Origin of the sequence: Neisseria dentiae (genome assembly GCF_014055005.1) — a bacterium.
Classification (GTDB): domain Bacteria; phylum Pseudomonadota; class Gammaproteobacteria; order Burkholderiales; family Neisseriaceae; genus Neisseria; species Neisseria dentiae.
Genome location: NZ_CP059570.1, coordinates 2,309,917 through 2,326,963 on the forward strand (window position 1 = coordinate 2,309,917; position 17,047 = coordinate 2,326,963).

The following is a 17,047-nucleotide window of genomic DNA, read 5'->3' on the forward strand; positions in this document are numbered from 1 at the left end:
ATATTGAGTTCAAAACCGAAGGCGGATTATAACATAAACTGCTTTCAAACCATTGCCTTCCGCTTCGGCATAAAACACCAGAGGCCGTCTGAAAACCTTCAGACGGCCTCTGGTGTTTTATGTTTTAAAAACGGTAGTTGTATTGCAAACCTACGATATGGGCATGGCTTTTATAGCTGGCGGATGAAGAAACATTGCTGTCTACGGTAACGACTTGTGCATTGGATGCTTTGCCCTGCACGACAGCATCGCCTTTTTGGATATGCACATAGCTGTATGCGGCGTTTAATGTGTGTTTTTTGCCGATGTCGTATTTCGCACCCAGCGAGTACCAAATCCGGTTATTGTCGGGCATGGTAACGAGGCGCTCGTTGGCACTGCGCACGGGTGATTGGTCGTAAGCCATGCCGAAGCGCAGTTGCAGCGGTTCGCTGACTTGGTATGCTGCTCCGAGCGATACTTTGTAAGTGTCGCGCCAGTTGGGCTCGATAACGGTTTGGTTGGACGGCTGGCCGCTGGCGGTGCGTTTGGCGTTTTCAAACTGCAATTCGGCGCGGTTGAAGCGCGAGTGGCGCGTCCATGTTACGTCGCCGAACAAGTCCCACTGCTCGCCTGCACGATACATACCGTGTACCGACAACGATTCGGGTGTGGTGATTTTCAGGCTGGCTTTTTCATGCGGCACATAACCGGTGCCGCCGTTTTCCAATGTTTGGCCGATACGGGCGGCATACAGGCGTTGCGCCACGGCACCTTGCGCCGTCCAATCCGCCGTGCCTTCCAGATTATGTTTGATACGCGAACGGTAGTTTACGCCCACGCGGGTGCGGTCGTTAATATCCCACATCCATGCCAGATGGTAGCCGAAACCCCAGTCTTTGCCTTTAACTTCGGCATAGCCGTCCATGCTGCCGGCACCGGCGGGATCGGGATTGAGGGCGGTTTGCCGTGCCGATGCCGCCCAGTCGGCATACTTCCGCAGGCCGGCCGAGCTGTATTGTGCGATGGCGCCCACTGCAACCGAGTGTTTTTCGTTTAGTTTGAACGCCACGGCAGGCTCTACTGCCACAGTAGTCAATTCGGTTTTATTCAGATTGTAGCGCAGGGCGGAATCGTGGGCATATTCGGTTTTGGAGCCGAACGGTACATAAACGCCCAATCCGACGGCCACATCGTCGTTCACTTTGTAGGCGCCATAGATATGCGGGGCAAACACCAAATCTTTGGCGATTTTACCGCTGCCGCTGCTGTTGTTTACGGTGGTGCCGCCGTTATAAACGGCCTGGCCTTCGCTGTATTTCACGCTGGGAGAAACGAGGTTTAATGAGGCCGAGATTTCGGAACTTTCCAGCTTAGTCAGGCCGGCGGGGTTGTAAAACAGGGTTGACGCATCGGCGGCTTCCGCGGCAGCGGCGTTGGCGGTGCTTTGTGCCGAAACGGACTGGGTGCCGAAATGATAGCCGGAAGCGTGTGCCTGCATGGCAAATACCGCACCGATAATCACGGGAAGATAGCGTTGTGTGTGTTTCATAGCTTCAAACCAATCAAAAAATCAATATAAAAATATTCGCGAACCGCCGGTTGCAGATACCGTTTGAAAGCTGCGGCAACTGCCGTTTTAATAATGCTTCAGCGGCTGCATCACTACGGTTCGCTATGTTAGAAATTTAGTGTAGGCACTCAATTCTATAACATTTCTTTTCATTTTATGTGATATTTTTCACAAGATCAGCCGGCTAAGCGGTATTTTTGTTGTTTTCTCCCTATTAATAGTTAAACCACTCGCTTTGCAACGGTTCTGTGATACTCAGGCTTGATCGGGCATGATGTGTGCGTATTTTTTTGAGTTGATTGGCTATAGCGAAAACACACAGGCCGAGACCTTTGCAAAAATACCTTAAGGCCGTCTGAAATGCTTAAATACCGTCATTCCCGCGTAGGCGGGAATCCAGATGGAAATATTGAAGTATTGATTAAACAAATACTTGGATGCCAAGCGTCTGGATTCCCGCCTACGCGGGAATGACGGAGTTCAGATTTTTTAGATAGCAATTTGAATTTTGCAAAGGTCTCAGGCCGTCTGAAAGCTTTCAGACGGCCTGTTCGGTCAAATCATATTTCGTGTTTATTCGTCGGCGTTTTTATCGCTGCCGCGGCGCGAAAAATTGATACCGAGCTGCTTCAGTTTTCGGTAAAGGTGGGTGCGCTCCAAACCGACTTTCTGGGCCACCCGGCTCATGTTGTGGCTTTCCTGAACGATATGGTATTCGAAATAACGGCGCTCCAATTCTTCGCGCAATTCGCGCAACGGCATATTGAAGTTGAAACCGCCCACCATCTCGGAAACCGGGGCACGGTTCATCTGCCCGAGTACGGCGCCTACCGCCTGCTCGTCCACTTCACCGCCTTCCGCACCCAGCGCGAGGTTTTTCACCACGCCGCGCAATTGCTCGAAGTTGCCCGGCCAATCGTATTGGCGCAGGATATTCAATGCGGCGGGGCTGAATTTGACCGGTGTGATTTTCTGTGTTTCGGCCAACTCGCTCAGAATCCGCTCAACCAAAAACACCATGTCGTCGGGCTGGCTGCGCAGCGGCGGAATCTTAATCACACAGGCCGACAAGGCTTCTTGCAGCTTGGCATCGATAACCGGATTCTCGGCCGTTTCGCTTTGCTGGCTGGCGGCGCAGATAATGCGCACATTGCTGCGTTCGGCCTTGCTCAGCAAAAACGCAATGCCCTGTTGCAGGCTTTTGCTGTATTCGGAAATATCACCCAAATACAGCACCCCGCCTGCCGCTTTTTGCAGCAGTTCCATCGGAATATCGACGATATGTTCGGTTTTGCCCGGCTCCACCCACGGGTTGCCGTTTTTTTGGAAATAACGGGCAACCAGCCCGAACGGCGAACCGCTCTCGCCGGTTAGCAGCACGGGTTTGTTTTGCTTGATGGCCGGCTCTAAGGCCCGGTTAAGCTCTTGAATCGACGGGCTATTTCCGAGCTTATCGAGCGACAGCCCTGCTGCGGCCTGCATTTCACCGTATTTCAGGGCACGGTCAACCGTGCTCAACAGTTTTTGCAGCGCAATGGGTTTTTCGAGAAAATCCAACGCGCCTATTTTTGTGGCCTCGACGGCGGTGTCGATGCTGGCGTGGCCGCTCATCATCACCACCGGCATGGTGAGCTGGCCGTTTTTCGCCCATTCTTTCAAAAGGGTAATACCGTCGCAGTCGGGCATCCAGATGTCGAGCAGCACCATCGCCGGACGGGTTTGGTGGCGGAGCTGGCGCGCTTCTTCGGCATTTTCGGCCAACGTAACGGTATAGCCTTCGTCTTGAAGGATTTCCGAGAGCAAGTCGCGGATGCCGATTTCGTCGTCCACAATCAAAATATCACTACTACGCATAAGCTTCTACCAATCTGGGCAAGACTATTCTGACACACGCGCCGCCTTCCGCCGGATTGTTCAGGCTGATGCGGCCGCCGTGTTCTTCGATGATTTTTTTCACCACGGGCAAACCCAGGCCGGTGCCGGTGGGTTTGTCGGTTACATAAGGTTCAAACGCATGATGCAGCATTTCTTTGCTGAAACTTTTGCCGTTGTTGGTTACGGTGAGCACCACGTGTTTGCTGTCTTCCGCCGGCTGCGTGCAAACGCGGACGGCCGGCGTGTTTTCTTCTTCGGCCGCTTCGGCTGCGTTTTTGAAAATATTGTGCAGCACCTGCCGCATGGCGGTGGTGTCGGCGGCAATGAAAAGGGCTATATTACTTAAATCGGCCGTGAATGTACACTTACTGCCTTCATATAAAAACAAAACTTCTTCAATAATTTGGTTCAAATCAAGCCGTTCGAGCTTGAGCGAGGGCGCGCGCGCGTAATTGCGGAAGGCTTCCACCATTTCTTTCAAAGCCGCCACCTGCTTGATAATCGTGTCGGTGGAGCGCGTGAGAATCTGGGCGTCTTGTTCGCTGAGCTTATCATGCAATTTCCATGCCAATCTTTCGGCGGAAAGTTGGATTGGGGTGAGCGGGTTGCGGATTTCGTGCGCCAGGCGTTTGGCCACTTCGCCCCAAGCCGCTTCTTTCTGCGCCCGCACCAGCATGGTGATGTCGTCGAACACCATCACGATGCCGTTATCGTTATCGTCAGGCAGAATGGTGGCTTTCGCCAGCAGAATCCGCGCTTCGTCGGGCGCGGCATAGCCCAGCTGTACGGCTTTATCGACCGGGGCGGTTTCCACGATGGAGGCGAACGTTTCCGCCAGCACGGCGTGTTGCGGCGACTGCTTCGCCCAGTCGTGCCAACTGGTGCCCGCCAAATCTTTCAATGAAACACCGAGTATGTGTTCCGCACTTTCGTTATAGGCTTTCAGACGGCCTGTATCGTCTGTGGTTACCACGCCCGTGGTCAGGCTGGCCAACACGCACTCGAGGTAATGGCGGGCGGCTTCCTGCTGCAAGCGGTTGCGCTCGCTCGCCTCTTGGGCGATGCTCAGCTGTTCGGTCATGTGGTTGAACAGGTGCGTGAGCCTGCCGAATTCGTCGTTGCGGAAAATGGGGCGCTTTTGCGAAAAATCGCCCTGCGCCACCGCGCGTGCGCCTTCCGCCAGCGACAACACCGGCTCGACGAAACGGCGGGCGAAATACAGCGCCATCACCAAAGCCAGCATAATCGCCAGCAAGGTGGCCACCAGCAAGGTCACCAGAAAAAACGTTTGCAGGCCTTGTTTGGCATAAGTCAGCTCGGCATATTTGGCGCGCGCCGCTTCAATCAGCGTAGCGTCTTTTGCCACGTTTTCGGGAATGGGCTGACGGAAAAACAGCGCATTGCTGCTGCCGTTGCCTGCATTCACCGCCAGCCAGCCTTGCGCATACAGCACGCCGCCGAAGTTTTCGATGCTGCGCGCCGAACCGGACGTTTCCAGCAAATCGCGGGTAACATTGTCCAAAACCGGCACCGGCAGTTTGCCGGGATTGCGCACCACATCAACCGCCTGCGTGCGCAGGTTGTAAACCGCAAGCTGGCTGAACTGCTGCGTATCGGGCGCGCCTGCCAGTGCGCGGCTCAGGTTGCGCCCCAGCGATGCGGCGCTGATTAAGTCGATCTGCAACGGGGTGGCATTACGCACGCTGTTATCCAAAGCCAGATTCAGCGCCGATTTGCTTAGGTTCAAACCGCGCTCCAGCGCATCGTGGGTATCGTTGCCGAACCATGAATTAATGCTGTTGGAAATAAACTGGGCCGACACACCGAACAGAAACAAACCCGGCAGCACGGCCACCAGCGTAAACATACCGGCCAGGCGGCGGGCGATTTGCGAGCCGAACACACCACGCTGCACATCGCGCATCAGCAGGCGGATATAACGCACCAACACCGCCAGCAACACGGCCACCAGCACGCTGCTGGCGGCGATAATCCACCAGAAATAGTTGCCTAAAATGCTGTCGTTATCGGTGGCCAGCGTGAGGATATAGAGTGAAATAAATGCAAGCACGCCGGCGATAAAAAGAAAATACCGCATGGTTTATTCCTGCGAGATATTGAGCGACTGCCAGCCGGAATCGAGCTGCCAGCTTTTCGACGTGAGTGCGTTGATTTGAAACGGTTTGGGCAGTTGCGACGTGCTCAACGCCAAGCGGATTTCGGCCTTGGCCTCGCCTGCCTGCACGCCGCTGAGGGCGCCGCTGCCCAGCACCCGCCAGTTGGCTACTGCGCCCACGCCGCGCAGGGCGGTTTCCAAGCTGTTGTATTCTGTGGAAAACGTGCCGACGGCAACGCGGTAGCGGTTGGTTAGCGGATGGTAGGAGAGTTTGTATTGAATCGAGCTGTCGCTGCCCACCAGCTGGCCGAGCTTGAAGCGGTAGGCTGCTATCGTGGGGGCAGACAATTGATAATTCAGGGTAAACGTGAGCGGTACGCCTTGGTTGAGTGCCTGCTTGAGCTGGTCGGGCAAGTCGGTTTTGAAGCGGCTGCTCACCAGCATCTGCCCTGATGCGGTGAGTGTGGCCTGCATACGGGTCGCGCTGATGCCTTCTGCGGCCGTCTGAAAAGACACGGCCAGCAGAACGGGCAGCAACAGTAGTTTACTGTTTTTGAATAAGCGCGTAATAAAAGCCATCTTGCTGTTTGTTGGGTAAAAGCACGCGCGATTGCACGCATTCGGCATCGGCGTGGCGGTTGAGGAATTTTTGCAGCTGCTGTTCGTTTTCTTCAACGAAAACCGAACAGGTGGCCAACAGCATCCTGCCGTTTTTCGTCAGGGTCTGCCACAGCGCGTCGAGCAGTTTTTCCTGCTGCCGCGCGGTTTTGGCGGCATCGCCGGGGCGGCGCAGCCATTTGATGTCGGGGTTGCGCCGCACCACGCCGGAGGCGGTGCAGGGAACGTCGGCCAGTATGGCGTCGAAAGGGCGGCCGTCATACCATGCGTTTAAATCCTGCGCGTCGGCGCATTTTAAAGAGGCCGTCTGAAAACCCAGTCTGTTTAAGTTGTCGGCCACTCTTTTCAGACGGCCTGCATCGATATCCAAAGCGGTAACTTCGCAATCGGCCAGCTCCAATATATGGCCGGTTTTGCCGCCGGGCGCGGCGCAGGCATCCAAAATGCGCTCGCCGTGCTGCGGGTTCAAAATATAGGCCGCCTGCTGGGCGCCGAAATCCTGCACCGACACGAGGCCGTCTGAAAAACCGGGCAGGCGGGCAACCGGCACGGCTTCTTCAAGCATCACGGCGTAATCGTCCAACACTTTTCCCGCCAAGCCTGCCTGCGCCAGCGCGGCCGTATAACCTTCGGCATTGCTGCGGCGGCGGTTAACGCGCAAAACCATCGGCGGGTGCAACTGCCAGGCAGCGGCCATATTGTGCCAATGCTTGGGATAGTGGTTTTGCAGATACCGTATCCACCATTCGGGTAGGTTGTATTTCGCCACATCATTGTGTTTGCAGGCTGCCGCCAGTTTGTCGCGCTCGCGCAAAAAACGGCGCAGGATGGCGTTGGCGAAAGAACGGTATTGCCCTTTGCCGATTTTGGCGATTTCTTCCACCGCTTCGTTCACCACGGCATGGGGTGCATTGCGGGTGTAGTGCAGCTGGTAGAGCGCCGCCAGCAGCAGGCTTTCGAGCTGCGGGTTGGTAATCGGTTTGGCAAGCATCTTGCCGAGCATGAATTTCAGGCTGCCGTTATGGCGCTGGCAGCCGTAGGCGATGTCTTGCAAAGCGCCGCTTTCCTGCTGGCTCAAATCGGGATGGCCGGCACGGATGGCGGCCAACACGTCTTGCAGATTCTGCCCTGCCGCTACCGCCGCTATGCTTTGGGCGGCGAGTTTCTGCGCCAAGGCCATGCTCACAACTGTTCTCCCGCTTCTATACGGTTGCCCGCTGCAAAAGCGGCGATATTCATACGCTTGCTGCCGGCGGGCTGCAATTCGGTAATTTTCAAAGCCTGATCGCCGCAGGCCACAATCAGGCCGTCTGAACCGCAGTGCAGCACTTCGCCCGCTTTGCTACTCTGCGCCACTGTTTCGGCCCGCCAGATTTTCAGGGGTTTGCCTTGATATTCGGTCCACGCACCGGGCACGGGGTTAAAAGCGCGGATTTTGCGCTCGACCGCCGCGGCCGGCTCGCTCCAAACGATTTTGGCTTCTTCTTTGCTCAATTTCTGCGCATACGTTACACCGTTTTCAGGCTGGGGTATGCTTTTCAGACGGCCTTCCTGCTGCAAACGTTGTAAATCAGCCACAATTGCCCGGGCACCGATTTCGGCCAAAGCATCGTGCACGTTTTGGGCGGTGTCTGCCGTTTTGATGGCGTAGCGGTGTTCGCTGACCACATTGCCGGTGTCCAAACCCGCATCCATCTGCATGATGCACACGCCGGTTTCGGCATCGCCTGCTTCGATCGCACGCTGTATCGGCGCCGCACCGCGCCAGCGCGGCAGTAGAGAGGCATGGATGTTCAAGCAGCCGTGTTGCAGAATATCGAGCACGGCCTGCGGCAAAATCAGGCCATAGGCGGCCACCACCATCACATCGGCGTGTTGTTTGCGCAACAGTTCCTGCGCTTCTTCATTGCGCAGGCTCGGCGGCTGGGCAACGGTCAGCCCCAAATCAAGCGCAGCCTGCTTAACCGGGCTTGCCTGCAACTGCATACCGCGCCCCTTGGGGCGGTCGGGTTGGGTTAACACCAGCGGAATCTCAAAGCCCGCCGCTGCAATGGCTTTCAGGGCGGAAGCGGCAAAATCGGGGGTGCCTGCAAAAATAACTTTCATATTGATAGATAGGCCGTCTGAAAGGTTATAGATTGTGTTTCTGGCGCTTTTTCAGCTTGGTTTTGATGCGGTTCTGCTTCAGCTGCGACAAGTGCTCCACAAACACTTTCCCCATCAGGTGGTCGAGTTCGTGCTGTATGCAGATGGCCAGCAGGCCGTCGGCTTCGAGGGTGAATTTCTCGCCGTTTTCGTTGAGTGCCTCAACGGTTACGCGCTCGGCACGGGTTACGGTGTCGTAAATGCCGGGCACGGAAAGGCAGCCTTCTTCATAAGTGGTTTCGCCGTCTTTATGCGTGATAACGGGGTTGATAAACACACGCGGTTCGCTTTTATCTTCGGTTAAATCCATCACCACCACCCGCTCGTGCACATCAACCTGCGTGGCCGCCAAGCCGATACCGCGCGCTTCATACATGGTTTCGAACATATTGGCCACCAGCGTTTTGATGCGCCCGTCCACCTCGGCCACCGGCGCGGCAACCTTGTGCAGACGCTCGTCGGGATACTGGAGAATGTTAAGTAATGCCATAATTTAATCTCAAATGTAAAAATATGTGTGCTTAATGCTATGATAACGGCAATATTAGGTGGTAAAATATCACCCATGATTTCATAGGGCGGCCAAGCCCAACCGTTAACAGCTAATTAAAGATAACCGCTTCCGATTTCAAGGGGAACAACTCATGCAAAAACATATTATAACCTTGCTTTGCGCCGCAGGTTTGGCAATTTCCGGCCAAGCCGCGGCCGCCGCTCTGAAAGTGCGCCCCGACGCACCCCAGCGCTATGTGGTGAAGCAGGGCGACACTTTGTGGGGCATTTCGGGCAAATACCTTTACAGCCCGTGGCAATGGAACCGCCTGTGGGGCGCCAACCGCAACGCCGTGCGCAACCCGCATATGATTTACCCCGGCCAGGTGCTGGTGTTGCGTTATGTCAACGGCCGCCCGGTATTGGGCTTCGACAAGGCCGCCTCCTACCGCGAAGGCAACATCCCCGTAGTCAAACTGGCGCCGCGCGTGCGCGAGATGTCGGCCGGCTACGGCATCCAAACCGTTAACGTAAACTTCTACCGCATGTTTATGCAGCATCCGCAAGTGATCCCGCAGATGCAGACCCAAGACGCGCCGCGCCTGATCGACGGCCCCGACAACCGTATGCTCTACAGCAAAGGCGACCGTGTGTACGCCTACGGCATCACCGAACCCGGCCGCTATCTGGTTTACCGCGCGGTTAAAGACATCACCGACCCCGACACCAAAAAATACCTCGGCCAGGAAGTAGTGTTCAGCGGCATCGTGAGCACCCTGCCCTACACCAACAGCGCGCTGGATGCCCGCAGCGAAAAAGACGCCGGCTCGCTGCCCGACAACGAATACTACACCCGCCTGCACCCGCTGGTGAAAGTGCCCACTCAAACCGCACAGCCTTTGGTGGTGGAAGAAGCCGTTTCCGAAGTGCGCAAAGGCGATTTCCTGCTGAAAATGACCGACGAAGGCGACAGCTTCCAAATGATGCCGCACGCTCCCAGCCGCCATATCGATGCCAAAGTGGTATCGATTTTCAACGGCATCGGCGAAGCAGGCCAGTTCCAAACCATCACGCTCAACAAAGGCGAGGCCGACGGCTTGGACAAAGGCACCGTATTGGGCCTGTACAAACGCAGCCGCCAAGTGAAAGTGGATTTGGAAAACGGCAAACAAGGCGGCCGCAGCGTGGTGAAATATGTGTCGATTCCCGCCGAAGAAGCCGGCTTGGCGATGGTTTACCGAACCAGCCAAAACCTGGCCTCGGCCATTATTCTGGAAAGCCTGACCAGCATCAGCATCGGCGACACCGCATCCGAACCCGGCCAAGATTTGGACAATATGGCCAACGACACCCCGCACGCCCCGAATGTGCCGCAGGAATCGCACGATACCGAATACAACGAATACAACATCAAAAGCAATATCAACCCCTGATAAAGCAGCCAACCGGCCTCAGCAGAGGCCGCCTGAAAAAAGCACGCGGCCAAGCGTGCTTTTTTGTTGCCGTTTTCACCACACATTCACACTTCTGCAACACTAGGACCAAACCTTTACAAAACTCAAGAACCAACCCTGAAATCTGGTCTGCCGCCATGCCCGCGCCGACGCAAGCCTACCCAAAATTTAACAACATATTGAAATATAAAAACTATTTAACAAAATCACAGATTCCCACCCATGCAGAAACAGCAGCGGTTAAGAATTTTTCAGACGGCATGAACAAGTTTTGCCAAAAGCCGTGTGTAAATAAAACTTCAAAGTGATTAACAAACCATTACAAAAAAGATAGAATTGCAAACATAAAAAATATCACCGGCATTATTAAATACCGAATGCAAACATAACGGGGTCTAAGCCATGAACGATTCAGAACGATACGCCTGGATACAGCTTGCGCTCACCCCTTATGTGGGCGCAGAAAGTTTTTTGGCACTGATACGGCATTACGGCTCCGCCAAGGCCGCTTTGGCAGCACCTGCCGAAACCGTGCGGAAACTGGTTTGCCACAAACAGGCCGTTGCCGCGTGGGAAGGGGATAACGCGCAGGCCACGGCCGCCGCAGAAGCGGCCTTGGCATGGGAAGAGCAGGAGCATTGCCGTTTGATGCTGCTTGGCGACAGCGATTTCCCCCTAATGTTAACCGAAGGTATCACGCCGCCGCCGCTGCTGTTTTTACGCGGCCGCAGCGAGTTACTGCACCGGCCCGCCGTCGCCATCGTCGGCAGCCGCCACGCCACACCTCAGGCAGTGCGGATTGCCCGCGATTTCGGCCAAGCCCTGAGCGAAAAAGGGATAACCGTGGTTTCGGGCATGGCTTCCGGCATCGACACCGCAGCGCATCAGGGTGCCTTGCAGGCAAACGGCGGCACCGTCACCGTTTGGGGAACGGGGATAGACCGCATTTATCCGCAAACGAATAAAGCGCTGGCCTATCAGATTGCCGAACAAGGTTTGGTGATCAGCGAGTTTCCGCTGGGCACCCGCCCGTTAGCCGGTAATTTCCCGCGCCGCAACCGCCTGATTGCCGCCCTGTCACAAGCCGTTTTGGTGGTGGAAGCCGCGCCCGAATCCGGTTCGCTGATTACCGCCAAACTGGCCGCAGAAATGGGGCGCGAAGTGATGGCCGTTCCCGGTTCCATCGACAACCCGCACAGTAAAGGCTGCCACAAGCTGATAAAAGAAGGCGCCAAGCTGGTGGAATGCTTGGACGATATCGTTCAGGAATGCCCGCAGTTATTGCAGTACACACCGCCCGAACGCCCTGCCCAGCAGGCGGTTCGGAACACCGCACAACACGATGAAAACGCAGTAGCGGCCGTGTCTGCCGAACAGCCCGCCGAGCACCCGCTCCTAACGGCTTTAGGCTACAGCCCGGCACACCCCGACAGCCTGGCGCAGGCCCTCAACCTGCCCGCAGCCGAAATCTACGCACAATTGCTTGAGCTCGAGCTGGAAAACCGGGTTGCCGCCTTGCCGGGCGGACGCTACCAGCGGGTTAAATAACAAAAAACAAGGAACCATCATGGCTGATGTTATCGCCTTTTTAATCAAACACTTTTACGATTTAGACGCCTGCCCCGCCCCATCGGACCTGGGGCAGATTCTGGAAGACATCGGTTTCAGCGATTTGGAAATCAACCAAGCCCTGATGTTGCTCGAGGTGCTGGCCAACAGCCCCGAAGTTGCCGAAACCCGTTACAGCAGCGGCGCCATGCGCGTTTACCACCACGAAGAGTTGGACGCGCTGCCGCATGATGTGATCAACCTGCTCTACTTCTTAGACCGCGCCGAAGCCATCAACGGCGAACAGCGCGAATTTGTGGTACACGCCTTGGCGCACCTGCCGGCCGAAGACATTACCGTCGATATGGCCAAAGTGCTCACGCTGCTGGTTTTGTGGGCGCACAAATCGGAGCTGCCCGCCCTGATCGGCGCAGAGCTGATGATGGCGCTGCACGGCAAAGCCGTGATGCACTGAAACTATAGTGGATTAAAATAAGAATGCCGAAGTAGGGTAAAACGATTCTTTAGCATATCGCCCAATTGCAAGTTTGAATGCAGTTATTTCATTTCGGAGTTTTTATTTGAATTCACTATAAAAACACGCAACCGGGCCTCCGCAAAGGCTTCAGGCTGAAAAAACACGGCAACCCGCCGGTTTGGGGGCATTGTCGGCGCCAAATACATTAAAGGGAAAACCTGTGCGGTAACGTGCCCTCTGCCGCACGACGATAAGGGAGCAAACAGGAAGGCCGTCTGAACACATTTTCAGACGGCCTTCGGGCACCTGAAACACAATAAAAATACCATAGCAATAATTCAAACACTTACTTAGGGCGTTTCGTCAGAAAACGTTGAGGCGGTATTTTTGGTTAAAATCCGCTTCTCAAGCTTTCTGACGACACTCCCCGGCGGCAACAGGCGCAACCTGCGCCGCACGGAAAACCCAACCTCACCGCCGGCACCGGCTCCAACCGCTGCCGCACGCGCACGCAGCTTGCGGGCGCACCGAATACGTACGCCATCCGGCAACACCGGAAACGGCGTCTGCATTCGTGTGCCCGCCTGCTCCACAGACACACTCTCCCGCTTATATGTTTTGCAACACTTGATAAATATAAAACAGAGATTATGTTACGCACACCATTGATTTACCTGATTTACGCTTCTGCACTTTCCATCGTGCTGACCTCGGTGGTGATGAGCACGCAAGTCGGCGACTGGCTGGCACGCATCACGCTGATTTTCCTGCCCGACTGCCAACTCCTGCTGCACAAAGGCATTTACAACTTCCACACCGTTCCCCCCGCCCTTTCCGTCCACTTTTTATGGGGGCTGGCGGCGGTTTACCTCTACCGCAAACAAACCAAACCCGGCAAAAGGCCGTCTGAAACCGAAAAATAGTTTTGACAAGCCATAAAGCCGCATCATATAAATAATAATAGGCAGCGGCGGCAAGCCACCGGAACCGCCGCGCCGCACAACCATAAAATATTTTCAGACGGCCTCATTTCAGGCCGTCTGAAACACAAACTATTTTGATTTTGCTTGTTTGACAACATTCAGGAAACCGACCATGGCAAAAAACCTTTTGATTGTAGAGTCGCCCTCCAAAGCCAAAACGCTGAAAAAATACCTCGGCAGCGAGTTTGAAATTCTCGCTTCCTACGGCCATGTGCGCGATTTGGTGCCGAAAAACGGCGCGGTCGACCCCGACAACCACTTTGCCATGAAATACGAATTGGTTGCCCGCAATGCCAAACATGTCGATGCCATCGTCGCCGCCGCCAAAGAAGCCGAAAACCTCTATCTGGCCACCGACCCGGATAGGGAGGGCGAAGCCATTTCATGGCATTTGCAGGAAATCCTCAAAACCAAACGCGGCTTGAAAAACATCAACCCGCAACGCGTGGTGTTTCACGAAATCACCAAAAACGCCGTGCTCGAAGCCATCGCCCACCCGCGCGGCATCGAAACCAACCTCGTCGATGCCCAGCAGGCCCGCCGTGCGCTCGATTATCTGGTCGGCTTCAACCTCTCGCCGCTGTTGTGGAAAAAAATCCGCCGCGGCCTTTCGGCCGGCCGCGTGCAAAGCCCCGCCCTGCGCCTGATTTGCGAGCGCGAAAACGAAATCCGCGCCTTTGAAGCGCAGGAATACTGGACGCTGCATCTCGACAGCCACAAAGGCCGCAGCAAATTCACCGCCAAACTGGTGCAATACAAAGGCGAAAAACTCGAGCAATTCTCGCTGCCGTCTGAAACCGCACAAGCCGAAGTGCTCGCCGCCTTGCAGGGCAAAAACGCGCACGTTGCCGCCATCGAAAAGAAAAAGCGCAGCCGCAACCCCGCCGCGCCGTTCACCACCTCCACCATGCAGCAAGATGCCGTGCGCAAACTCGGCATGACCACCGACCGTACCATGCGCACCGCCCAACAGCTCTACGAGGGCATCGACGTCGGCCAGGGTGCCATCGGCCTGATTACCTATATGCGTACCGACAGCGTAACCCTGTCGGACGAAGCGCTCACCGAAATCCGCCACTACATCGAAAACAAAATCGGCAAAGACTATCTGCCTTCCGCGGCCAAGCAATACAAAACCAAATCCAAAAACGCCCAAGAAGCGCACGAAGCCATCCGCCCCACCTCGGTGTACCGCACACCCGAGAGCGTGAAGCCGTTTCTCACCGCCGACCAGTTCAAACTCTACCAAATGATCTGGCAGCGCACCGTTGCCTGCCAGATGGCTCCTGCCAAATTCGACCAAACCACCGTCGATATCGCCGTGGGCGACGGCATCTTCCGCGTAACCGGCCAAGTGCAAACCTTTGCCGGCTTCTTAAGCGTGTATGAAGAAAGCACCGACGACGAAGACGAAGGCGAAGAAAACAAAAAACTGCCCGAAATGGCCAAAGGCGAAACCCTGCCCGTCGACAACATCTACGGCGAACAACACTTCACCACCCCGCCGCCCCGCTTCAACGAAGCCACCCTCGTTAAAGCGCTCGAAGAATTCGGCATCGGCCGCCCTTCCACCTACGCCAGCATCATTTCCACGCTCAAAGACCGCGAATACGTTACCCTTGAGCAAAAACGCTTCACCCCCACCGACACCGGCGAAATCGTCAACAAATTCCTCACCGAACACTTCGCCCAATACGTCGACTACCACTTTACCGCCAAGCTCGAAGACCAACTCGACGAAATCGCCAGCGGCAAACGCGAGTGGATACCGGTGATGGACAAATTCTGGAAAGGCTTCCACAAACAGGTTGAAGAAAAAGAAGGCATCGAGCGCGCCAAGTTCACCACCCAAGAGCTCGACGAAACCTGCCCCAAATGCGGCAACCACAAACTGCAAATCAAGTTCGGCCGCAACGGCCGCTTCGTTGCCTGCGCCGGCTACCCCGAATGCAGCTACACTCGCAACGTTAACGAAACCGCCGAAGAGGCAGCCGAACGCACCGCACAGGAAGCCGCCGAGCAGGCCGAACTCGAAGGCCGCCAATGCCCCAAATGCGGCGGACAACTGGTTTACAAATACAGCCGCACCGGCAGCAAATTCATCGGTTGCGCCAACTACCCCAAATGCAAGCACATCGAACCGCTGGAAAAACCCAAAGACACCGGCGTCGAATGCCCGCAATGCAAAAAAGGGCATCTGGTGGAGCGCAAATCACGCTACGGCAAACTGTTTTACAGTTGCAGCACCTACCCCGACTGCAACTACGCCACCTGGAACCCGCCCGTGGCCGAAACCTGCCCCAAATGCCAATGGCCGGTGTTAACCATCAAAACCACCAAACGCTGGGGTGTGGAAAAAGTCTGCCCGCAGAAAGAATGCGGCTGGAAAGAGCAAATCGAACCGCCCGCACCGAAAGCGTGATGGTAGTGGCGATTAAATGAAGAGGCCGTCTGAAATTATTTTTCAGACGGCCTTCTTATCAATCAAAAAAATCTGTCAGTAGTGTTTTTTTCTCATAAACCAAATCGACATCTTCTTGCTTTACGATTTTTTCATAATCATATTTATCTACACGTTTGAAGTCTAATTTTTCCATTAAGACCGTATTATTGTTTCCTTTTAGAATATAATTTCCATCGCCTGCCCATTTAATCCAAAATTCATATCCTTGGTAAAGCGCATAAGTTGAAATTTTATAAACATCTCCCACTTCTTCCGGAGAAACCATTTTGAAAAATATCCTCGGATTTAAGTTTTCTTCAGGCTTATATTCTATAAAACCCGAATTTAATGCCTCTACATCATTGGTAATAATTTCATAGTGTCCGTCTATTCTTGCTATACGGTACTCTTTACCTTCATACATCGTGTAAAAATTATGCCTAATCGCCATTGCAAGTATCCTTATCTTTCAGTATGTGGAACAAATTTTTCCTCTTTGGCATCAAACACCGCCGCTTTACGCTTCACCCCGTCTTCAACAGCCCAAATCACCGAACCGTGTGCGGGATATTGATCGTCTCCATAAACATGAAATTCAGGTAATATTTCATCTGAACGGCAGGCTATAAATCCGTTTTAATGTGCAAGGCTGCTAGGTATTATAATCACCATCAAACATTTCCCCTCGCGGAATAGCAGACTGTTTTGGCTCCATTATCCTACCCTCAAACACCAAATACCTGTCCTGCCCGTTTTCCAATGCCTTGGTATACGGCGAATCGGAATAATCCAGTGCCAGATGTTTGTAGGTATCCTGCAAATCCTGCCTCATCAAATGGCCGTAATCGTCTTTGCGCGTAACAAAACTACCAATGGTATTGCATATGAAAATGCCTGTCTGAAAATTTTTCAGACAGGCATCTGTATCAATCAAAAAAATCTGTAATTAGTGTTTTTTTCTCATAAATTAAATCTAAATTTTCTTCTTCTACAATTTTTTCATATCCATATTTATCGGTGCGGGAAAATTCTAACTTATCCATTAATTCACTATATCCTCCAGAAAATAAAATATAGCCTTGATCATTTTTACCGATTACTGGAAACTCAAATCCTTTATAAAGAGCATAGGTTTTAATTTCATATATATCACCTATTTCAGAAGAATCTACTATTTTTGTAAATATTTTAGGGGTTAAATTTTTCTCAGGCTTATATTCAGTAAAACCCTTTTTTACATCATTTATATCGTTAGAAATTAACTCAGCATTTCCATTATTTTCATTAACTCTATATTCTTGATTTTTATATATAGTATACATTGCATCTCTTAAACTCATAAT

14 protein-coding genes and 2 pseudogenes are annotated in these 17,047 nt (G+C 53.8%); 6 read left to right on the plus strand and 10 right to left on the minus strand.

From position 1 onward, the window contains the following. Nucleotides 1-124: 124 nt before the first annotated feature. From H3L92_RS10790 to def, 7 genes are all read right to left on the minus strand, one after another. Complete coding sequence (locus H3L92_RS10790; protein ID WP_085366980.1) at nucleotides 125-1,531, minus strand: OmpP1/FadL family transporter; 1,407 nt, start codon at nucleotides 1,529-1,531, stop codon at nucleotides 125-127. Between the two features lie 594 nt (nucleotides 1,532-2,125). Then, complete coding sequence (locus H3L92_RS10795; RefSeq protein ID WP_085366981.1) at nucleotides 2,126-3,406, minus strand: sigma-54-dependent transcriptional regulator; 1,281 nt, start codon at nucleotides 3,404-3,406, stop codon at nucleotides 2,126-2,128. Beyond that, on the minus strand, nucleotides 3,399-5,525 hold the full coding sequence (locus H3L92_RS10800) for a sensor histidine kinase (protein WP_085366982.1): 2,127 nt from the start codon (nucleotides 5,523-5,525) through the stop codon (nucleotides 3,399-3,401). Before H3L92_RS10800 ends, H3L92_RS10795 begins: the two co-directional genes overlap by 8 nt. 3 nt (nucleotides 5,526-5,528) lie before the next feature. Then, nucleotides 5,529-6,122, minus strand: coding sequence for a DUF4390 domain-containing protein (locus tag H3L92_RS10805; RefSeq protein ID WP_085366983.1), 594 nt, complete (start codon nucleotides 6,120-6,122; stop codon nucleotides 5,529-5,531). Then, nucleotides 6,088-7,347, minus strand: coding sequence for a 16S rRNA (cytosine(967)-C(5))-methyltransferase RsmB (rsmB, locus tag H3L92_RS10810; protein WP_085366984.1), 1,260 nt, complete (start codon nucleotides 7,345-7,347; stop codon nucleotides 6,088-6,090). The genes H3L92_RS10805 and rsmB overlap by 35 nt, the downstream gene beginning before the upstream one ends. After that, nucleotides 7,344-8,267, minus strand: coding sequence for a methionyl-tRNA formyltransferase (gene fmt / locus H3L92_RS10815; RefSeq protein WP_085366985.1), 924 nt, complete (start codon nucleotides 8,265-8,267; stop codon nucleotides 7,344-7,346). The genes rsmB and fmt overlap by 4 nt, the downstream gene beginning before the upstream one ends. Nucleotides 8,268-8,292: 25 nt before the next feature. After that, nucleotides 8,293-8,796 (minus strand): peptide deformylase, encoded by a 504-nt coding sequence (gene def, locus H3L92_RS10820; protein ID WP_085366986.1) that lies wholly within the window; start codon nucleotides 8,794-8,796, stop codon nucleotides 8,293-8,295. Between the two features lie 154 nt (nucleotides 8,797-8,950). Here def and H3L92_RS10825 point away from each other — a divergent pair, with 154 nt between their 5' ends. From H3L92_RS10825 to topA, 6 genes and pseudogenes are all read left to right on the plus strand, one after another. After that, nucleotides 8,951-10,231 (plus strand): LysM peptidoglycan-binding domain-containing protein, encoded by a 1,281-nt coding sequence (locus tag H3L92_RS10825; RefSeq protein ID WP_085366987.1) that lies wholly within the window; start codon nucleotides 8,951-8,953, stop codon nucleotides 10,229-10,231. 423 nt (nucleotides 10,232-10,654) lie between these two features. Continuing rightward, nucleotides 10,655-11,545, plus strand: a pseudogene (gene dprA, locus H3L92_RS10830) (DNA-processing protein DprA); the annotation flags it as partial. Between the two features lie 75 nt (nucleotides 11,546-11,620). After that, nucleotides 11,621-11,800, plus strand: a pseudogene (locus H3L92_RS13665) (DprA-like winged helix domain-containing protein); the annotation flags it as partial. A 19-nt stretch (nucleotides 11,801-11,819) separates the two neighbouring features. Then, a complete protein-coding gene (locus tag H3L92_RS10835; protein WP_085366989.1) occupies nucleotides 11,820-12,275 on the plus strand; it encodes a DUF494 family protein in 456 nt (151 codons plus the stop codon). Between the two features lie 653 nt (nucleotides 12,276-12,928). Then, the gene (locus H3L92_RS10840; RefSeq protein ID WP_143824373.1) at nucleotides 12,929-13,201 is read left to right on the plus strand and encodes a hypothetical protein; all 273 of its coding nucleotides are present in this window, start codon (nucleotides 12,929-12,931) and stop codon (nucleotides 13,199-13,201) included. 172 nt (nucleotides 13,202-13,373) lie between these two features. Continuing rightward, nucleotides 13,374-15,683 carry a type I DNA topoisomerase gene (gene topA / locus H3L92_RS10845; protein ID WP_085366991.1) on the plus strand — a complete coding sequence of 770 codons (2,310 nt, stop codon included), beginning with the start codon at nucleotides 13,374-13,376 and terminating at the stop codon, nucleotides 15,681-15,683. A 58-nt stretch (nucleotides 15,684-15,741) separates the two neighbouring features. Here topA and H3L92_RS10850 read toward each other — a convergent pair whose 3' ends face one another. The 3 genes from H3L92_RS10850 to H3L92_RS10860 all read right to left on the minus strand — a co-directional run bounded on the left by H3L92_RS10850 (nucleotide 15,742) and on the right by H3L92_RS10860 (nucleotide 17,044). Beyond that, complete coding sequence (locus H3L92_RS10850) at nucleotides 15,742-16,155, minus strand: UCP033725 family protein (protein ID WP_169710496.1); 414 nt, start codon at nucleotides 16,153-16,155, stop codon at nucleotides 15,742-15,744. 201 nt (nucleotides 16,156-16,356) lie between these two features. Beyond that, nucleotides 16,357-16,638, minus strand: a complete 282-nt coding sequence (locus H3L92_RS10855; protein ID WP_147286729.1) for a hypothetical protein — start codon at nucleotides 16,636-16,638, stop codon at nucleotides 16,357-16,359. Then, nucleotides 16,631-17,044: a UCP033725 family protein gene (locus H3L92_RS10860; RefSeq protein WP_115336236.1), complete on the minus strand. Its 414-nt coding sequence runs from the start codon at nucleotides 17,042-17,044 to the stop codon at nucleotides 16,631-16,633. Before H3L92_RS10860 ends, H3L92_RS10855 begins: the two co-directional genes overlap by 8 nt. Nucleotides 17,045-17,047 lie beyond the last annotated feature (3 nt).